General features: G+C 48.2%; 13 protein-coding genes. 3 read left to right on the top strand and 10 right to left on the bottom strand.

From position 1 onward, the window contains the following. The 10 genes from V6C93_RS19230 to V6C93_RS19185 form a co-directional block, all read right to left on the bottom strand. Positions 1 to 2,390: CHAT domain-containing protein (locus V6C93_RS19230; protein ID WP_333478278.1), on the bottom strand; the 2,390-nt coding region annotated here is incomplete at its 3' end. A gap of 131 nt (positions 2,391 to 2,521) precedes the next feature. Beyond that, entirely contained in the window at positions 2,522 to 2,755 is a 234-nt protein-coding gene (locus V6C93_RS19225) for a hypothetical protein (protein WP_333478277.1), read from the bottom strand. A 159-nt stretch (positions 2,756 to 2,914) separates the two neighbouring features. After that, positions 2,915 to 3,046, bottom strand: a complete 132-nt coding sequence (locus tag V6C93_RS19220; protein WP_333478276.1) for a hypothetical protein — start codon at positions 3,044 to 3,046, stop codon at positions 2,915 to 2,917. A gap of 394 nt (positions 3,047 to 3,440) precedes the next feature. Beyond that, positions 3,441 to 4,814 carry a two-component system sensor histidine kinase RppB gene (rppB, locus tag V6C93_RS19215; RefSeq protein ID WP_333478275.1) on the bottom strand — a complete coding sequence of 458 codons (1,374 nt, stop codon included), beginning with the start codon at positions 4,812 to 4,814 and terminating at the stop codon, positions 3,441 to 3,443. Between the two features lie 30 nt (positions 4,815 to 4,844). Next, positions 4,845 to 5,543 (bottom strand): two-component system response regulator RppA, encoded by a 699-nt coding sequence (gene rppA, locus V6C93_RS19210; RefSeq protein WP_333478274.1) that lies wholly within the window; start codon positions 5,541 to 5,543, stop codon positions 4,845 to 4,847. 121 nt (positions 5,544 to 5,664) lie between these two features. Then, a complete protein-coding gene (locus V6C93_RS19205) occupies positions 5,665 to 8,241 on the bottom strand; it encodes a chloride channel protein (protein WP_333478273.1) in 2,577 nt (858 codons plus the stop codon). 220 nt (positions 8,242 to 8,461) lie between these two features. Further along, positions 8,462 to 8,920 (bottom strand): hypothetical protein, encoded by a 459-nt coding sequence (locus V6C93_RS19200; RefSeq protein WP_333478272.1) that lies wholly within the window; start codon positions 8,918 to 8,920, stop codon positions 8,462 to 8,464. 3 nt (positions 8,921 to 8,923) lie between these two features. After that, positions 8,924 to 11,302 (bottom strand): molybdopterin oxidoreductase family protein, encoded by a 2,379-nt coding sequence (locus V6C93_RS19195; protein ID WP_333478271.1) that lies wholly within the window; start codon positions 11,300 to 11,302, stop codon positions 8,924 to 8,926. Positions 11,303 to 11,583: 281 nt separating this feature from the next. Next, on the bottom strand, positions 11,584 to 12,015 hold the full coding sequence (locus tag V6C93_RS19190) for a transposase (RefSeq protein ID WP_333478270.1): 432 nt from the start codon (positions 12,013 to 12,015) through the stop codon (positions 11,584 to 11,586). Beyond that, on the bottom strand, positions 11,972 to 12,475 hold the full coding sequence (locus V6C93_RS19185) for a hypothetical protein (RefSeq protein ID WP_333478269.1): 504 nt from the start codon (positions 12,473 to 12,475) through the stop codon (positions 11,972 to 11,974). The genes V6C93_RS19190 and V6C93_RS19185 overlap by 44 nt, the downstream gene beginning before the upstream one ends. Before the next feature lie 513 nt (positions 12,476 to 12,988). Between V6C93_RS19185 and V6C93_RS19180 the strand changes: the two genes are divergently transcribed. From V6C93_RS19180 to V6C93_RS19170, 3 genes are all read left to right on the top strand, one after another. Then, on the top strand, positions 12,989 to 14,830 hold the full coding sequence (locus V6C93_RS19180; protein WP_333478268.1) for a glycoside hydrolase family 15 protein: 1,842 nt from the start codon (positions 12,989 to 12,991) through the stop codon (positions 14,828 to 14,830). Positions 14,831 to 14,902: 72 nt separating this feature from the next. After that, entirely contained in the window at positions 14,903 to 15,718 is an 816-nt protein-coding gene (locus V6C93_RS19175; RefSeq protein ID WP_333478267.1) for a potassium channel family protein, read from the top strand. Positions 15,719 to 15,850: 132 nt separating this feature from the next. Continuing rightward, complete coding sequence (locus V6C93_RS19170) at positions 15,851 to 16,822, top strand: VOC family protein (RefSeq protein WP_333478266.1); 972 nt, start codon at positions 15,851 to 15,853, stop codon at positions 16,820 to 16,822. Positions 16,823 to 16,858 lie beyond the last annotated feature (36 nt).

Here is a 16,858-nt window from a genome sequence, read left to right as displayed (position 1 = left end):
GTAGCAGATTTTTGGTGAATTTCTCCAACTTTATTTCCAGTTACTAAGAATGTTTCCCTGGCATCAATTCCAAACTTGCCGTGAGTTGCCAAGTGAATCACTGGGTAAGCATTTTTTTCTAATTCTTGTTGCAAGCGATCGGGCGTAAACTCTTTATCTAGTAGCTCTTTACTGCCAGACATGATACTGGTGACGCTCTTGAGTTCTGACTCGACTCTAGATAGCGGCTCAAAAAATGCTGGTCCTGCGGCAGTCTCGACAGTAGCTGGCTCTGTCAAACCAAAAGCTAACACTCGTATCCCTTGGGAATTTAACGGCGTGGGATTGGTCAAAGTTAGTGCTGGAGTGTTGGCGATCGCATACTTCTCAACCAGGAATTGCTTGCCATCAAACAGCGCTGCCATTGGAACACTTCGTAAAATTCCATCGTGGATAAACACTAAGGTTTCAATTTTCTCTCGTTCTAAATCAGAAAGAAACGGACGAATAAACCAGTCATACACCTGTTGACTTCTGGCGCTAAACCTGTTTACAAGATCTGAGCGTTTTTCCAGGTTGAGTCGCAGGTCATTGATGATATCTCGGAGTTCTTGACTCTTGACAGGTATCCAAGCTAATCGTGACTTAAATGACTTATCCCCGTCAGGCAGAGAAAGAATGATAGCAAGGCGGTCTTTCAAAACAATCGAACTAAAGACAGCGGTGTTTTTACCCACCAGTGCCACCGATTTATCAACGGGTGCTAAGGCACAATCATCCCCTAAATAATTTTGCAGTTCTGCTAAGCGCAATTCATCCACAGTTGTTAGTACAGACTTCAGGTTTTGTTGAATATCTGATTCCCCTGCCAACTGCGAGTTTTGCTCCAAGCGTAACTCGATCGCCTCTCGATAGACGGGTTCAACATTGTCCCGAAAGTCAAACTGAAAATCTCGCTGCTGCAAGGCGAGGTCACTGCGGATACTTTGAAGGCTGAGGACAGATTTTTCATAGAAATCAATTGCCTCATTCACCCGACCTTGCGCTTTAAATAAGCGTCCCGCCTGCCACGCCCACAAGTAAAGGCTCTCGTCAGCCACAGCAGCAATGAGCGCCTGTTGGGTGAGATTCATTGCCTGTTGATAGTCCTTGCGACATTCATAAACGTGTCCCAACCTACCTTTGGCAAACGATTCAGCTTCTCGAGCTCGTAGGCGTTGAGCGATCGCAATTGCTTGATTCAGTAGTTCAATAGACTTGGGTAATACCTCTGAGTCTAGACATTGAGTTGCTGGATTTATGTTCACCAACTCACTCTTTTGGGTGACGAGTTGTAGAAGATTAGCGAGTTGGATTGCCCCGTAAGCTTTATCGCGAGAATCGGGCAACTGTTCTAAGACGACCACCGCTTGTTGTAGTGTAGTGTTGACAACCGTTCGCTCGTCGCGACCTTGGCGATGATAAAGCTTAAGCAGACCCAGTAGCGATCGCAGTTCACTTGATCGATCATTCTGGGTACGAGCCAGCTCTAGGCTACTCTCAAAATACTGCACGGCCTGCTTATCATTACTAAGTGCATCCTGCTGGAATTTTTGGGCAGCTTTCTTATCGCCTGAGGATCTGGCAAATTGGGTACGACGCTCGTTGCGCTTAGCGAAACTCGCGTAGGTATTGGCTAAACCATTCAGGGTAGATACCAAGTAAGTTCGATCACCAATGCGCTTACCAATTTCTAAGCTGCGTTCAAAATCTTGAATCGCTTGGTCGTACTCACCTTGAAGACGATGAGCATTACCCAGACTGCCCCAAGCGACTACTTCTCCTAAGCTATCTGAGTGGTGGCGGGCAATTTCCAGGGCACTATCCGGACTACAGGCTACATGGGAGTGATTTTTACCGCACAAAATAGCGATCGCCCGTCTGTGCTGTCCCAAGCTACTGTAGAGCTGAGCCTGTTCTGTAAGCATTCGTCCTACCGTTACAGGCTCGTTAATCTTACGATAGTAGGCGATGACTTGCTCCAGTTGTGCGATCGCTTGAGTCAACTGGCTGACTTGTTGGTACGCTCTTGCCAGATACTTGCGGACATTCACTTCCTCAAGAGAATGACTGTTACGCTCTTGATAAGCACTTAGAGCGGTTTGCCAGGACTTAATTGCACCTTGAACGTCGCCAGCTTGGTAAAATTCCAGACCTTGCTGTACTAGCTGCGCTGGAGCAGGAGATTGAGCTGTTGCTACCTCCACGACGCTCACCTGCCCAATTCTCAGGAGAGGATGCCCCAACCACAAGCACAGGGTCAAGCTAGCGAGGAAGAGAACTGTCCAAACGCGGTAGACACGAGATATCGCTCTTCTGTCACTCTCGCCAGAGCAAAATTTGAAAGCCTTACACCGCAAGACTTTCACCATAAAAGCTTAAGACATGAGTTTGCTTACTTGACTCAATTCTATAGCCATTTGGTTGGACTGATTGCCTACGGCAGGCTACGAAGAGCGCTCAGTCCTTCCCGAAGTACTCTCCCAAAACTGAGGCAGCGCAATCATGCGCTTTGCAAGGAATCGGTTTTCGCAATTTCACTGGTGTTGTTCATAAGTCCTTTCGCAACAGTGCTTCGATTAACCTGAGTTTTGCCGAAATCTGTTAGGAACTCTGGTTCGTAGTAGCTCAGAACCGACTTCCAATCCTCTGAACCTTCGTGCTTTTCAATAATCCTGTCCCACCTCACTGATTTAATTTTATCTAGAGTTTCTGTTGATAAATTTTCTAGTTTCATTCTCGTTTCACCCAAGGATTAGTATTGACAGTAGAGAGTTACTCAACGGTGATTTTCTGAGTAGCGAGTTGAGCAGAATAATCCCCACTCCGCGGCCCCGAACAAGATACTTTATACTTTCACTATCTTCGGTAATCCAATTGGCAAAAGACTCTAAAACTAAGTTGAACCAATCAATGCCTTGACTATGTCCTTGGCGTAATCATAGTTCAATCCCACGGCAAGAGATGCTTGCTGGATTGTCCATTGTTGAGACACTAACCACAGTAGATGCCAACGACGTGATTCCACTCGATCTGAGCAACCGAAGTAGCGGGACTACAGTTCGCTGCTTGTCAGGTAAGGTTGGAGATGTGCTTTTTTGACCATGTCTCCAGTTAGCGATAGCGTTAGCGAAGCGAGGCGTTAGCCTAGCGCTGCTGCGTTCGCCCTTGGCGTCTCCCCTTGGGAGAAGCGCAGATCGCATTGAGGGAAATTATCCTTCCTGATAAAGGGGGTAGTCAACCCGGATTTGGTATAACTGTATGTCTTTCCGTTTTGTGGAGTGGTTGAACTGCAATAGAAACGTATTCTTAGCTTACAAAGCGGCTTTGGGCTTTGTTTGGGCTTGAAATCTGTCTAAGTCCCGAGCTGATTACTGACAGCTAATCACTTGATTTGTTTTTGAGGCACATGCGCCGAAAGTTTACCCGCACTCTTTAGTTTCTGATGAGATGGGCAGTCGCACAGTAAAAGTACTACCATTATTTAGCTGACTTTGAACTTGAATACTGCCATGATGGGTTCTAGCAATTGCCTGTGCGATCGCCAAACCCAATCCCGACCCCCCAGTCTGGCGAGAACGGTCTTTATGGACTCGATAGAAGCGGTCAAAAATCTGAGACAGGTCTTCTGGGGCAATGCCAATCCCTGTATCTTGGACTTGAATTAAGGCATACTCCTCACTTTGATCTAGAACAACTGTAACTTTTCCTTCAGGTGGGGTTGATTGGATAGCATTAACCATTAAATTAGAAATGAGTCGATAAAGCTGTTCTTCATTTCCCCGAACGTACAAAGGTTCTTGTGAGAGCATCTGCATTGAGAGCGTCACCCCAGCCTCAATCGCCAGAAATGCCAGTTCCTCAACTAAATCGCTAACTAAATCGTTCAGGCAGCAAGTTACTGGTTCTCCCGTCAATTCTTGCCGATCGATTCGGGTCAACAGGAGCAAATCCCCTACTAATTGAGAAAGTCTAGCAATCTGGCGCTGAAGCACTCCTAAAAATCCCTGACTTTCAAACGCAGATTGGGGCAACTCCTGAGACTGTCCGTACAGCCTGATGGCAGCTTCAATCGTAGACTCCATCGCAGCTAAAGGCGTGCGAAACTCATGGGCAGCATCGGCAGTGAACTGTTGCATCTGTTGATAAGACTGATAAACAGGCTGCATTGCTTTTCCAGCCAACCACCAACTCGAAGTGGCAATTAAGAGCATGGCAACGGGCCATCCCAGCAACAATGTTATCCTCAAAGCCGCTAGGTGCTCGTCTAAGTCACTGAGACTTCGCCCCATTTGCAGATAGCCCCACAGATGATTCTGACTGTGCAATGGTAAGGAAATTTGACGATACTGCATACCTTGGCGGTCTGCAAGCGTTTGCCAATGCTGAGATACTGAGGTAATTGCTAATCGTTCAGGCTGCTTACCTGCGAAGGCGATTGGTCTTCCAGCGTTATCCACCAAGCGCATGTAATAACTGACTGATTCGCTCACTTTGGGAATGGGCGGTAAAGTACGTGCTGTTCTGGGCAAGCAGTCGGTGTGGGTTAAACACAGTTCAAAGGATAGTTCTCGGGCAATCCGCTGTAAGTGTCCGGGTTGCTGCAAGACAGGTTCAATGCTGTCGTGGAGTGCGTTAGCTACTGATTCCAGCCCGCGATCTATCGTTTCGCGGTTAGCAAGAGCAACCACATGATAAACCCCCAAACCACATAGACCTAGAATGCAACCCATTACTCCGGCATACCAACCAGCCAACCGCCATCGACTTCGGGAGAAAAGTGGATTTTGTTCCATTTACTTCTCCTTCATAAGAGTCTTCTGCCTCTATAAACGATTAGCATTAAGGCGATAGCCCATACCATAAATCGTTTCGATCGCAGAATTATTATTGTCTTCTCCTAGCTTGCGCCTGAGTAAACGAATCTGTGCAGCTACGACATTGCTAACGGGTTCTGCACCAATTTCCCAAAGCTGATTTATGAGCTGGTCGCGAGTGACAACCTGATCAGGATGTTTCATCAAGTATTCCAGCAGTTGAAATTCCTTGGCGGTCAGAGAAATGACCTCTTGCTCTCCATTAAGATGCTTGCGAGAAACCGCATGAGTGCCATAATCTAGAGTTAGGTTGCCGACTTGAAGCTGTCTGAGTTGGTATTGGGGCGCTCGTCGCCGCAATGCCCGTAACCGGGCTAGTAGTTCCAGCATTTTAAACGGTTTGACCAGATAATCATCTGCCCCGCCATCGAGTCCAATAATCTTTTCTTCCAGTCGGTCTTTAGCCGTTAGCATTAATACGGGTAGAGGACTACCCTCACGTCGCAGCCGTTTGCATAACTCTAATCCCGATAATCCAGGCAGCATCCAATCGATAATTGCCATAGAGTACTCAGTCCACGCGCTCTCCAGATAGTTCCATGCCTGAGTTCCATCGAGGAACCAGTCCACTACATAAGCTTCATGGTGCAGAACTTGTTTAATTGCTGCACCTAAATCTGGCTCATCTTCAACTAATAGAAGTCGCATAGAATATCCCTTTTATCTAACTATCAGCTATCAGCTATCAGCTATCAGTTATCAGCTATCAGCGGAAGGGTTAATTTCTTGGCTGTTGGCTGACAGCTGACGGCTAACAGCTGACAGCTTTTTATGCACTTCGTACTAAAATGACTGTACAATCACTGTTGCGAGAAATAGTTTCTGGAATGTTCCCTTTTATAGCTTGTTGAAGTAGCCGATCGCGGCTAGCTCCCAGGATAATCGCATCACTACGATTGTGTTGAGCCAGCGAGATGACAGCTTCAGGAACAGAATGGGCGCGGACTGGTGTAGCACTTACCCTGGCGCTGACTCTCGGCTTGAGAAAGCGGACAGATTGTTCCAGTACGGCTGTGTCAGGTGCAGGTTCACTAGGCTGGAAAACTTGACAGAGTTTGATTTCAGGTTTTTGACTAAGCAATACAAGAGCAGGCAAGAGCCGAACCGCTTCACTGGCATTGGGACCGCCTGCCATTGGCACCAACCAACGGTTGAAGGTTCTTTTCTCATTCAATTTAGCCAAGACAACCTCACAAGCGGCTTGCCGAATTACCGTGTCCACAACTCGGCTGAACACCCGCCCTGGAGTAGAAGTACTACCTTTCCAACCCATGAGGACTAAGTCAATATGCCGCTCTTTTACAGTTTCTAGAATTGCACCGGAGACTTCATGTGCCACTCGGATCTGGGTGTGGATGGGAAGATGCCATGCTTGGGCAAGCCTTTGAGCCTGACGTAGCAAGCGACGCGCTGTAGGGGTTCGCACGGCTGTCTCGGCTGGAGGTTGGTTGCGCGGCACTACCATGACGTGGAGTAATTCTAGTTCGTAATCGCGCTCTTTGGCGATCGCAGCCGCCATTTGCACTAATGTTGCAGCCGTGTCCGGGTGCGACAGCGGTACCAGTAACCGTCCTTTTCCTGTGGCTGGAGCGCGAGTTTGGTAAACGACATAGCTGGGAGCAGGCTTGGGTCCCACCGCTTCCATCTCACCATTGAAATGGTCGGCTTCTGCTCGGATAATATCACTGCGCGTAATAATCCCAACCAGCTTTCGACCTTCGGTAACAGGCAAACAGCTAAGGTTATAACGATTGAGCAGATGAAGAACGTGAGCCAGTGTATCAGTAGGATGCACCGTCACGGGTTCTGGTGTCATGAGTTCACGGACTGTTTTCTTACCACCTAAACGCTCCTTAGCAATGTCCGCTAAATCTTTCTGGGTGATGATGCCAACTAGTTTGCCCTTCTCTACCACTGGGAAGTTGCGATGCTGGGAGTGGGAAAAGGCTTGCACGGCTTCCTCCAGATTCATCTGCGCCGATAGAGTTTCGACACGCCGCTGCATGACATCGGCTGCCCTCAGTTGCGCCAAAAGCCCACCTGTGGTAGGCTCTTTTTTCAAGTGAATGCCACTCCATTCCAAGAGGCGATCGTACAGCGAGCCAGGAACCACCTTTTCTGCCACCAAGTAAGCCACAACCGAACTAATCATTAGCGGTAGGACTAGATTGAAGTCAGTTGTCATCTCAAATACAATGACAATCCCTGTAATTGGTACCCTGACGACAGCACCAAAAAATGCACCCATGCCTGCTAGTGCATAGGTGACAGGAGCGCTAACTCCCAAAATACTCTGTTGGCAAAGCCCGACTAAGGAGCCAAGAGCGGCTCCTAAGATTAAGACAGGAGCGAATAATCCTCCAGGCGCTCCAGAGCCATAAGCTAGTAACGTTAGGATAAACTGAGCGATAAAGGCAATGATGGTAAACGAAACACCGGTTTGACCCGTAGTCAATAATTCCTTTAGCCCAGCACTATCACGGAAATGATCGGGCAGCAGTGCGATCGCTCCTCCGCAGACTAACCCAGCTAAACCGACACGAATAGGTAAGCCAAAGCGTAATAAACGGCGGTTAAAGGTTAGGCTCGCAAGAACACCTTGATTAAAAAGTGCGCCCAGCAAACCAGCCAATACTCCCATCACCAAGTAGAAGGGAATTTCAATAGGCGAGAAATTAGTTTGCAAGGTAGTCAAATCTAAGTTTAAGCTATGACCTCCGAGCCATCGAGAAACAACAGCACCGATGAAAGAAGCGAGGATAGCAGTGCCTAAAGTAAAGCCAGAGACATCTTGGAGTAGTTCTTCAACAACGAATAGGACACCTGCGATCGGGGTATTGAAAGCCGCAGCTAATCCAGCCCCAGCCCCAGCAGCAATCAACTGGCGGCGGTAATCGGGTGAAGTGGGTACCCAACGACTGAGTTGATTAGCTAGAGCCGCTCCCACCTGTACAGTAGGGCCTTCCCGACCTAAGGGTAAACCGGAACCTAATGCTAAAATACCGCTGACTAGCTTGATTAAAGCTACCCGAAGATTTAAGGCTATTGGCTCCCTGGCAAGTACGGCTTTGACTTGAGGAATTCCGCTGCCGGATGCTTCAGGAGCGACTTGTTCTACTAACCAGCCAGCAAGGAAGCCACCACCTAATCCAATTCCTGGTAGCACAAATAGAGCTGGGAGGAGATGAGTGGCATGGACTCGCCATCCCCCCACAACACCCACCCCTTGCTTCAAACATACCGCAGCCAAGGCTGCCACTAAACCGATTAAACAAGCTTCAAAAATCGCGAACCGCTTGGGTTGTGAAAGTTTGCGGAAAAACTTAAGAAAAAAATTATGCCACATTATTAAACTTGTTTTGTTAGCATAAAAACTAACTCAGCGCAAACACAAAGCGCTTGTAATGTTCTATTAATAGCTTTTCTAAAAATTGTGAAATCTAAATGAAATTTGGCTATTCCCTTTGGGGAGAGAATACCCTCTACCTAGACCTGGAAACAGCTCTGGGCAAGGTGATTCGTTGAGCCAAGAATCCCCGTCCCCTTGTGGGCGGAGAGCTTCAGCACTACGCTGCAACAACAAGCGCTTGTGGTGCCGCCTGCTTGATTCGAGTCAGTAACCAGAGTATCTGTCGTTCGGTCTGTTCATCGAACTGCTGACAGATTTTTTCCATCTCCAGATCGCGTAACGCTCTAGCGGCTTGTAAGAGAATGATGTAGCACAGATGAATTTCATTGGCTAACAGCCAAAGATCGTGCAGGTCGCGCACCAAAGCAAGACTGCCCGATCGCGGCTGTTCAAACAAAGATTGTTTGAGGCGATCGGGTTCATCGCTTTTCTCTTCAGAATAGCGATCGACTAAGGGTTTGATGTCCCCGACATGTTCCTCAGACCAAGATGCCAGGAACTTACACATGTTGTAAACATCCGGTTCATCGCCGTGGTGGTCGGCAATCGTTTTAAACGCATCAGCCAAATCCTGTTCGCTGCGGTGGAGTATTCCCAGATAGTTGCCTATATGCATCACTCATGCCTCCTGAAGATTAAGTATCTCTTTAACCGTATTGACTACATCCTCGCTAGCACCTTCCATCATCTTCTCGAAGAGAGCTGACGCTGTTTTGCGGATACGCACAGCCGCATATTTGAAATGCGGCTGCTTACTCACAGGGTCCCATTCCATAATCGTTAGCTCGTTGGCGGCACGAGGACGGCCTGTCTCATCCCAATAGCCGTAATGGAAGGGAATAAACACAAGCCCAGGCTCGATATCCCCAATGCGAGCGGGCACTATGACCCGACCCCGACGCGACTCAACTTCAATAAAATCGCCATCCTCAATACCGTACTTGGTGGCGTCCTCCGTGGAAATTTGCACAAAAGCATCAGGATCTGCCTGATGGAGTTCTTTAGAGCGTCCGGTTTTTGTGCGGGTATGGAAGTGATAAACTACCCGACCTGTTGTGAGCCATAGCGGGTATTCCTCATCAGGCTGTTCATGCGGTGGCTGGTAGTCAGCAGCTCTCAAGAAGGCTTTCCCCTTGGGGTCATTGGCGCGGTATTCCTGGGGTGGTGTTGCAGCCCCCGTGACAATGTCATGACCGTAGATTTCGCAGTAGTCCGCGCTAGTGTTAAATACGCCATCCTCATAAAGGTGCGGCTTTCCATTGGGAAATTGTTCATTGCAGGGCCATTGAATCCCTGACCCTCCAGTCAACTTGGCATAGCTCAAGCCAGTATAGTCACAGGGGCGACCGCGTGTGCATTCTTTCCAGGCTTCAAATGCTTCTTCGGGAGTACTCCACTTAATCAGTGGTGCGCCATCTTTGTCTTGGAAATCCATGCGTCGGGCGTAGTCGAGGAAGATATCCAAGTCTGAACGGGCTTCGCCCGGTGGCTCAATTGCTTTGTGGGAGATGTGTACCGTCCGGTCAACGTTGGTGTAGCAGCCCGTCTTTTCGCCCCAGATGGCAGCAGGTAAGACAACATCAGCAAATTGGGTAGTTTCGGTATGAAATGCATCTTGGACGATGACAAACAAGTCGTCTTTTTCCAGGATGCGACGGATACGCGGTAAATCTGGCATTGAGACGGCTGGATTGGTGGCACTAATCCACAGCATTTTGATAGAGCCTTGCTCTGCATAACGCCAAATCTGCATCGCGTGCGTCGGTGGTGCCCAGTGGGGGATGATGTTAACATCGACATTCCAGAGCCGCGCTAGTTCAGCAACGTGTTCCGGGTTGTCCCAATTGCGAAAGGCGGGAAGGGCACCGTCAGCGCCGCATTCACGGGTATTTTGCGCCGTTGGTTGACCGTTCATTTGGTAGATACCACAGCCAGGGCGACCTATTAGACCGCGAATTAAATGGATATTATTAACCTGACAGGCGGCGGCGGTTGCCTGCATGGATTGATAGACACCTTGAAGAACTGTCGATACTAATGTTGAAGTGGTGCCGAGAATTTCAGCGGCAGCGCGTAACTTATCGGCAGGGACTCCTGACACCTGCTCGACACGTTCTAGCGTCCACTTGCTGACGGTTTCTTTAAGCTTCTCAAATCCAGCTGTATGGGCTTCAATATAGTGTTTATTAATATGACCTGCTTCAATCATCAAATTCAGCAGACCGTTGAGCACTGGAACGTTGGTGCCAACCTTGAGCGCTAAATGGACATCAGCTTCCTTGGCTGTAGCTGTTTCGCGGGGGTCGATCACAATAAGCTTTGGGGGATTGGGGCCACGTCTGCGATCAAGGATTCTCATCCACAGTACAGTCTGCTGTGAAGCAATGTTGTGTCCGACGTGCAGAATAGCCTCGGTGGTGTCGAGGTCGGTATAAGAACCAGGTTGTCCGTCTGTGCCGAAGGACATCTGCAAGGCGGCGGCGGATGTAGCCGTACACAGCCGCGTGTTCCCGTCCATATGGGGCGTTCCTAGCCCTGCCTTACCGAGTACACCCAGCGTGTAGTATTCCTCTATGAACAGTTGCCCGGTAGTGTAGAAGCCAATGGCACCGCTGGTGTACTTATCGCAAATTTCTTTGGAACGTCGGACAATTAGGTTCATCGCCTCATCCCAACTGGCGCGTTCAAGTTGACCGTTGCGACGAATTAAGGGATGGGTTAGGCGGTCTTCACTATTATTGGCGACCCATCCGTGCAACCCTTTGGGGCCAAGTCGCCCGTGGCTAACAGCATCTACGGCACGACCGCGAACTCCAACAATTCGTCCATCTTTGACACCAATATCCATGCCACAGCCATTGGAGCAGAGGACACAGGCAGACTGAACCCAATGGTCAGGCTCCTCAATTATCCGCTCGTCTACTCGTACTGGCCAATCACCAACGTAGGGTGTTCGCTCACCCCAAATGTCGGCGATGCTGTCCCGCGTCTGTTTCATTTCCTATCCTTTTCCTATTTAATTTCCGGCTACTCAGCCCTTCAACGCCATAAACCTCCTATCAATAGATTTTCTGGGAACTGTGAAATCAAAGTGAAATTTGCCTATTCCTTATAGAAGCAAAAGTTTGCTCGATTCCTATCCTGAAACAGGAGAATAAATCTTTTTAAACAACACATCAGTTGAGAGGAGCGTGTTCTTATCCACCTAGCTTACTGAGGACAAAGGCCGCGAGGAATCCGAAAACGGTAATCATATGATGTCCGGCAAATCACCCATAATTAAGCGGCTAGTTCAGACCACCAGGAAAAATTGGTTAAACCATGTACAAAATCAGGCTGGTCAATGATTTGGCGACAACGTTGAATTAGTACCTCCTCTACCTCATCCAAAGTTTCAAAACTCCGATTAGCAATCGGCTCATTGGTAAGTGTCCACAAACGCTCCGCAGGCTGTAATTCTGGAGAGTGAGGTGGCAAAAACTCTAAATATATACCCTCGGGAATTACTACTGGTTCACTGGTAGGCCAGCCAGTTTGATCCACAACTAAGACCACCTGTTTTTTTGTGCTGATGCCGAAGTGTTGAGCAAAATCTGCAAGTACTTTGTTAAATAATCGGATGTTGACGTAAGGTAGTAACCACCAATAGGTTTGACCCGAACTCAGATTACCTAAAGCGACAGGGTTGCCCCACGGTCGGGTTCTCTTCAAATTGCACTATCATCAGGACTGCTGGCGCATCACCTACTGTTCCGGAGAGGTGACCCTTACGACCTTGCGCGTCCTCTTTCGTGTTCTGGTCTTCTCCAAATGAGATCTCACTAGGCCCCATCTCTACTCGCTGCCCATCCATAGTCTCCACAAACCAGCGTCCCGACAGTGGGATGATCCACTGGGGCTTCGGGTTCTCATGCCAACTTCCAACCCATCCAACGGGTTGCACCGTAAAAACAACTTTGGCACCAACCTGCTGCAACTGATCCAGCCACTGGGGAGAGGCAGGCGGTGATATGCTTTTCAGAACGAAGTCCTGAATTTGGCAACGGGACTGGTGGCTTACGCCGTCGGAGTCAGTCCAGACATGCCAGTAATCAATGGTTGGTGGTGTGGAATTGTCATCAGGAGCGATCGATTGAGATGCCGTATTTTTATCTGATGAATTCTCGTGCATGAGAATGGATACCTCTGTTTGTTTGTGCTGTAGTGAGATAAAGAATCAAATTCTTAGAAGATAATTAGCAACTAAATCGCTTAGCAATCTGCTTATATTTTTCAGCTAAACCGAGAATCAAGAGAAGACTAGAACTTTTAGACTATCTCGCCCCAGCTCTTTCTTAGGATTCAGTCTTCACTAATTGGCTTCGAGAAATAGATTTATTGTTCAATGCTGTTTTTTTATAAAAATATTATCAGAACTACAAATTTAGGTCTTCTTTCTAAAGTTATTTAAAAAAATGAAATTAAGATGAAATTCACCTATGACCTAAGTTTTAAATTGTAATTCCTTCATTAGAAAGAAGTAATATTACTTACAACGGTTTAAAGTAAACCCAACAAATATCCATTCACTTTACATTTTTCTGGACAGCAAGCAGTGATTGGAACGCAATTATCAAGTAGCGGTTGAGTAGGAGGTTACTGCTCACCCAACAAAATAGGGCAGTATAAGTTAAGACGTAACATCATGGCATATCAGCCGATCGAAAACTACGGGATTATCGGGAATATGTACACCACAGCCTTAGTCGGGCTGAACGGGTCGATCGACTGGTTTTGTTTTCCAAATCACGACTCCCCCAGTGTCTTTGCAGCACTGCTCAACCATCAAAAAGGCGGACATTTCCAGATTTCTCCCCTCACTGACGAGGTAACTCACAAGCAGTTCTACTGGCCTGAAACCAACGTTCTGATTACCCGCTTCCTCACGCCAGACGGCGTTGGAGAAATCGCAGATTTTATGCCTGTTGGGATGACGGCACAAGAACCCGGACATCACTGGTTAGTCCGGCGAGTCAAGGTGGTTCGCGGTTCGATGGATTTCCACATGGAATGCCGTCCTGCTTTCAACTATGCCCGTGATGAACATCAAACAACACTCACTTGTGCGGGTGCGGAGTTTCACTCACCGAAGCTCAACCTTGAACTCTCAACAAATATCCCGCTCCGGCAAGAGGGTAGTGGAGTTGAAGCCAAGTTCACCCTTCAGGCAACAGAGACAGCCGTTTTTGTGCTGCGAAAAACCAAACCCGATGTTGATTGCGGACTTCCCCTTAACCCATCACAAGCGGATGAACTGTTCAAGCAAACCGTTGATTACTGGAGTCACTGGCTGGAGCAATGCACGTATACGGGGCGATGGCGCGAGATGGTTCATCGTTCGGCACTGGTATTGAAGCTGCTCACCTACCAGCCAACGGGGGCAATTGTGGCAGCATCCACTTGCAGCCTGCCAGAGAGTATCGGTGGCGAACGCAATTGGGATTACCGCTATACCTGGATTCGGGATGCTGCGTTCACGCTTTATGCTCTGATGCGTATCGGATTCACCAACGAGGCTTCGGAATTTATGAATTGGATAGAAAACCGTTGCCACGAGCGCAACCCGGATGGGTCGTTACAAACTATGTACGGGATTGACGGACGGCACGATCTAAGCGAAGAAATCTTAGAGCATTTGGAGGGTTACAAAGGTTCGAGTCCGGTGCGAGTGGGCAATGGTGCTTACCAACAGTTACAGATAGACATCTATGGGGAGTTGATGGATTCGGTGTATCTCTACAACAAGTATGGAACACCAATCTCCTATGCCTTGTGGACTGCTCTACGCGATCTGCTCAACTGGGTTTGTGACAACTGGCAGCGATCGGACTCTGGCATCTGGGAAGTGCGTAGCGGACAGCAACAGTTTGTGTATTCAAAGCTGATGTGTTGGGTGGCACTAGATCGGGGCTTACGTCTAGCAGATAAGCGATCGCTTCCAGCCGATCGAGAGCGGTGGCTTTTGGTTCGAGACCAAATTTATGAGCAACTCATGGAAAAAGGATGGAATGCCTCTCGTCAGTCTTTCGTGCAATATTATGGCAGCGATTCCCTGGATGCTGGCAGCCTGATGATGCCCCTAGTCTTCTTCCTCTCTCCAGCCGATCCCCGAATGTTGGCTACGTTGGATGCCATCAATCAATCTCCCAAGTCAGGAGGGTTAGTGTCGGATAGCCTAGTGTATCGATACAACGTGGAAGAAACGCCCGATGGTCTCACAGGCAGTGAGGGGACTTTCAATCTTTGCACATTTTGGCTAGTTGAGGCATTAACCCGTGCCGGAGTCGCTAATAGGGATAGCGCCCGACTTGATGAAGCCCGACTCGTATTTGAAGAGATACTAGGCTATGCCAATCATCTGGGGCTTTATGCTGAGCAAACGGGTTCGAGTGGCGAGGCGTTAGGGAATTTTCCTCAAGCTTTTACGCATTTGGCGTTGATTAGTGCAGCCTGGAACCTAGATAAAGCGCTCCAAGCTAGGAGATAGGCTAAGCTTCCAGTTCACGAAGGAGATAAGCGCTAGAAATTATCACAATGCTTTTCTAAAGATAATAATCACATGAACACCTTAAGTACATCCGAGAAAGGGGAACTTAAGAAAGAACGAAACGAGTTGCTGCAACAGGTTGAAGACTGGCTGGAAGCACCCATGTTGGTGCTGGGGTTTGCGTGGCTGGCGCTGTTGGTCGTCGATCTGATTTGGGGATTAACTCCCCTACTTCAAGTTACCAGCAATGTCATCTGGATTCTCTTTATTGTGGACTTCGCTGTTAAATTCACCTTAGCTCCACACAAACTCACCTATCTCAAGCACAACTGGCTGACCGTTATTTCCTTGGCGCTGCCAGCATTGCGCGTCTTCCGAATCGTGCGGGTGGTGCGTCTCCTACAGACTACCCGTGGATTGCGTGTTGTCAGTATTCTCGGTTCGCTCAATCGCGGGATGCGATCACTTAGAGCTAGTATGAGTCGTCGCGGCTTCGGCTATGTCATTGCTTTGTCTGCGATCATCACATTGGTGGGAGCAGCAGGGATGTATGCATTTGAAAGCGAAACTCCCGATGGGCGTGGCTTGAAGGACTACGGCACCGCCTTATGGTGGACAGCGATGATTATGACAACGATGGGTTCAGAATACTGGCCGAAGACTCCAGAGGGTCGTATTCTCTGCTTTATCCTGGCGCTGTATGCTTTCGCCGTGTTTGGCTACGTTACGGCAACCCTGGCAACGTTCTTCGTTGGTCGTGATGCAGAAGATGATGAGGCAGACTTAGCAGGTGCTAAATCCCTTGAAGCGCTCCAGGAGGAAATCAAAGCCTTACGTGCTGATATTCAGGCGTTATCCCGTCAGAATCTAGAACGAGAAAAGTCTTAAAGAAAGCTTTCTGGCATGTTAACAATTTTTTCAAAAGAGCTTCAAAAAAATGAAATATATCAGTATTAAATAAACAGAAAATGAATTATTAAGTATTAGAGCAAGGAAGGTTTTATGGACTCATTGATGAATATGAGTGTTCGGACCGATTTACAAGTGCAAAGGATTCGAGCCATTGGATTGACGGTAACAGATGCCGATCGCTCCAAGGATTTCTACACCCAAGCACTGGAGTTTGAACCCGTTTCAGACATCACTGTTGAAGGACGGGATTACAGCGACCTTGAAGGCGTCCCTGGAGCAAAAATTCGCATTGTTACTTTACAGCTCGGAGATGAACTGATCGAGCTGATGGAGTATCTTAATGTTGAGGGAAAACCTATCCCAAAAGATTCGCAAAGTAATGACTTGTGGTTTCAACATCTGGCGATCGCAGTGAGTGACATGGATCGCGCCTATGCTCACCTGCAAGCGTTTCCCATTGAACCCATTTCGGTTGAACCGCAGACGATACCACCGGGTAATAAAGCATCTGCTGGTGTCCGAGCCTTCAAGTTCAAAGACCCCGATCGCCACGATTTAGAGCTAATATGGTTTCCTCCCGATAAAGGACAGGACAAGTGGCATCAGAAGAGCGATCGCTTATTTCTCGGAATTGACCATAGTGCGATCGCCATTAGCAACACCGAGCAAAGCTTAAAATTTTACTGTGACCTCCTAGGAATGCAGATTGAGGGAGGCAGTCTCAATTGGCGTGAAACACAAGCTCGTTTGGATGATTTACCAGGAGCCGAAGTCCGAATTACAGCACTGCGACCGCGATCGGGCGGTCTAGGGATTGAACTGCTAGACTACCTTGTGCCTCCCAAGGGTCGTCCCATACCGAGTGATTGGAAAAGTTGCGATATTGCCCACATGCAAGTCGAGCTAGTCGTCAATGACATTGAGCAGGCAGTAGATAAGCTGCGGGAGAATGGGGTGGAGTTTGTGTCGTCGCGGGTTGTGGAGTTTACAGATAATTCATGTCCTTATCGCCAAGGTTGCTTGGTTAAAGACCCTGATGGACATGCTATGTTGGCGATCCCAAATGCTTTGGAACACTAAAAAGATTCTTCTTTGCTGTACGTGGCTAGAACAGTA

Origin of the sequence: Allocoleopsis sp. (assembly GCF_036703385.1) — a bacterium.
In the GTDB taxonomy this organism is placed as follows: domain Bacteria; phylum Cyanobacteriota; class Cyanobacteriia; order Cyanobacteriales; family Coleofasciculaceae; genus Allocoleopsis.
This window is presented reverse-complemented; position numbering and strand designations above follow the sequence as displayed.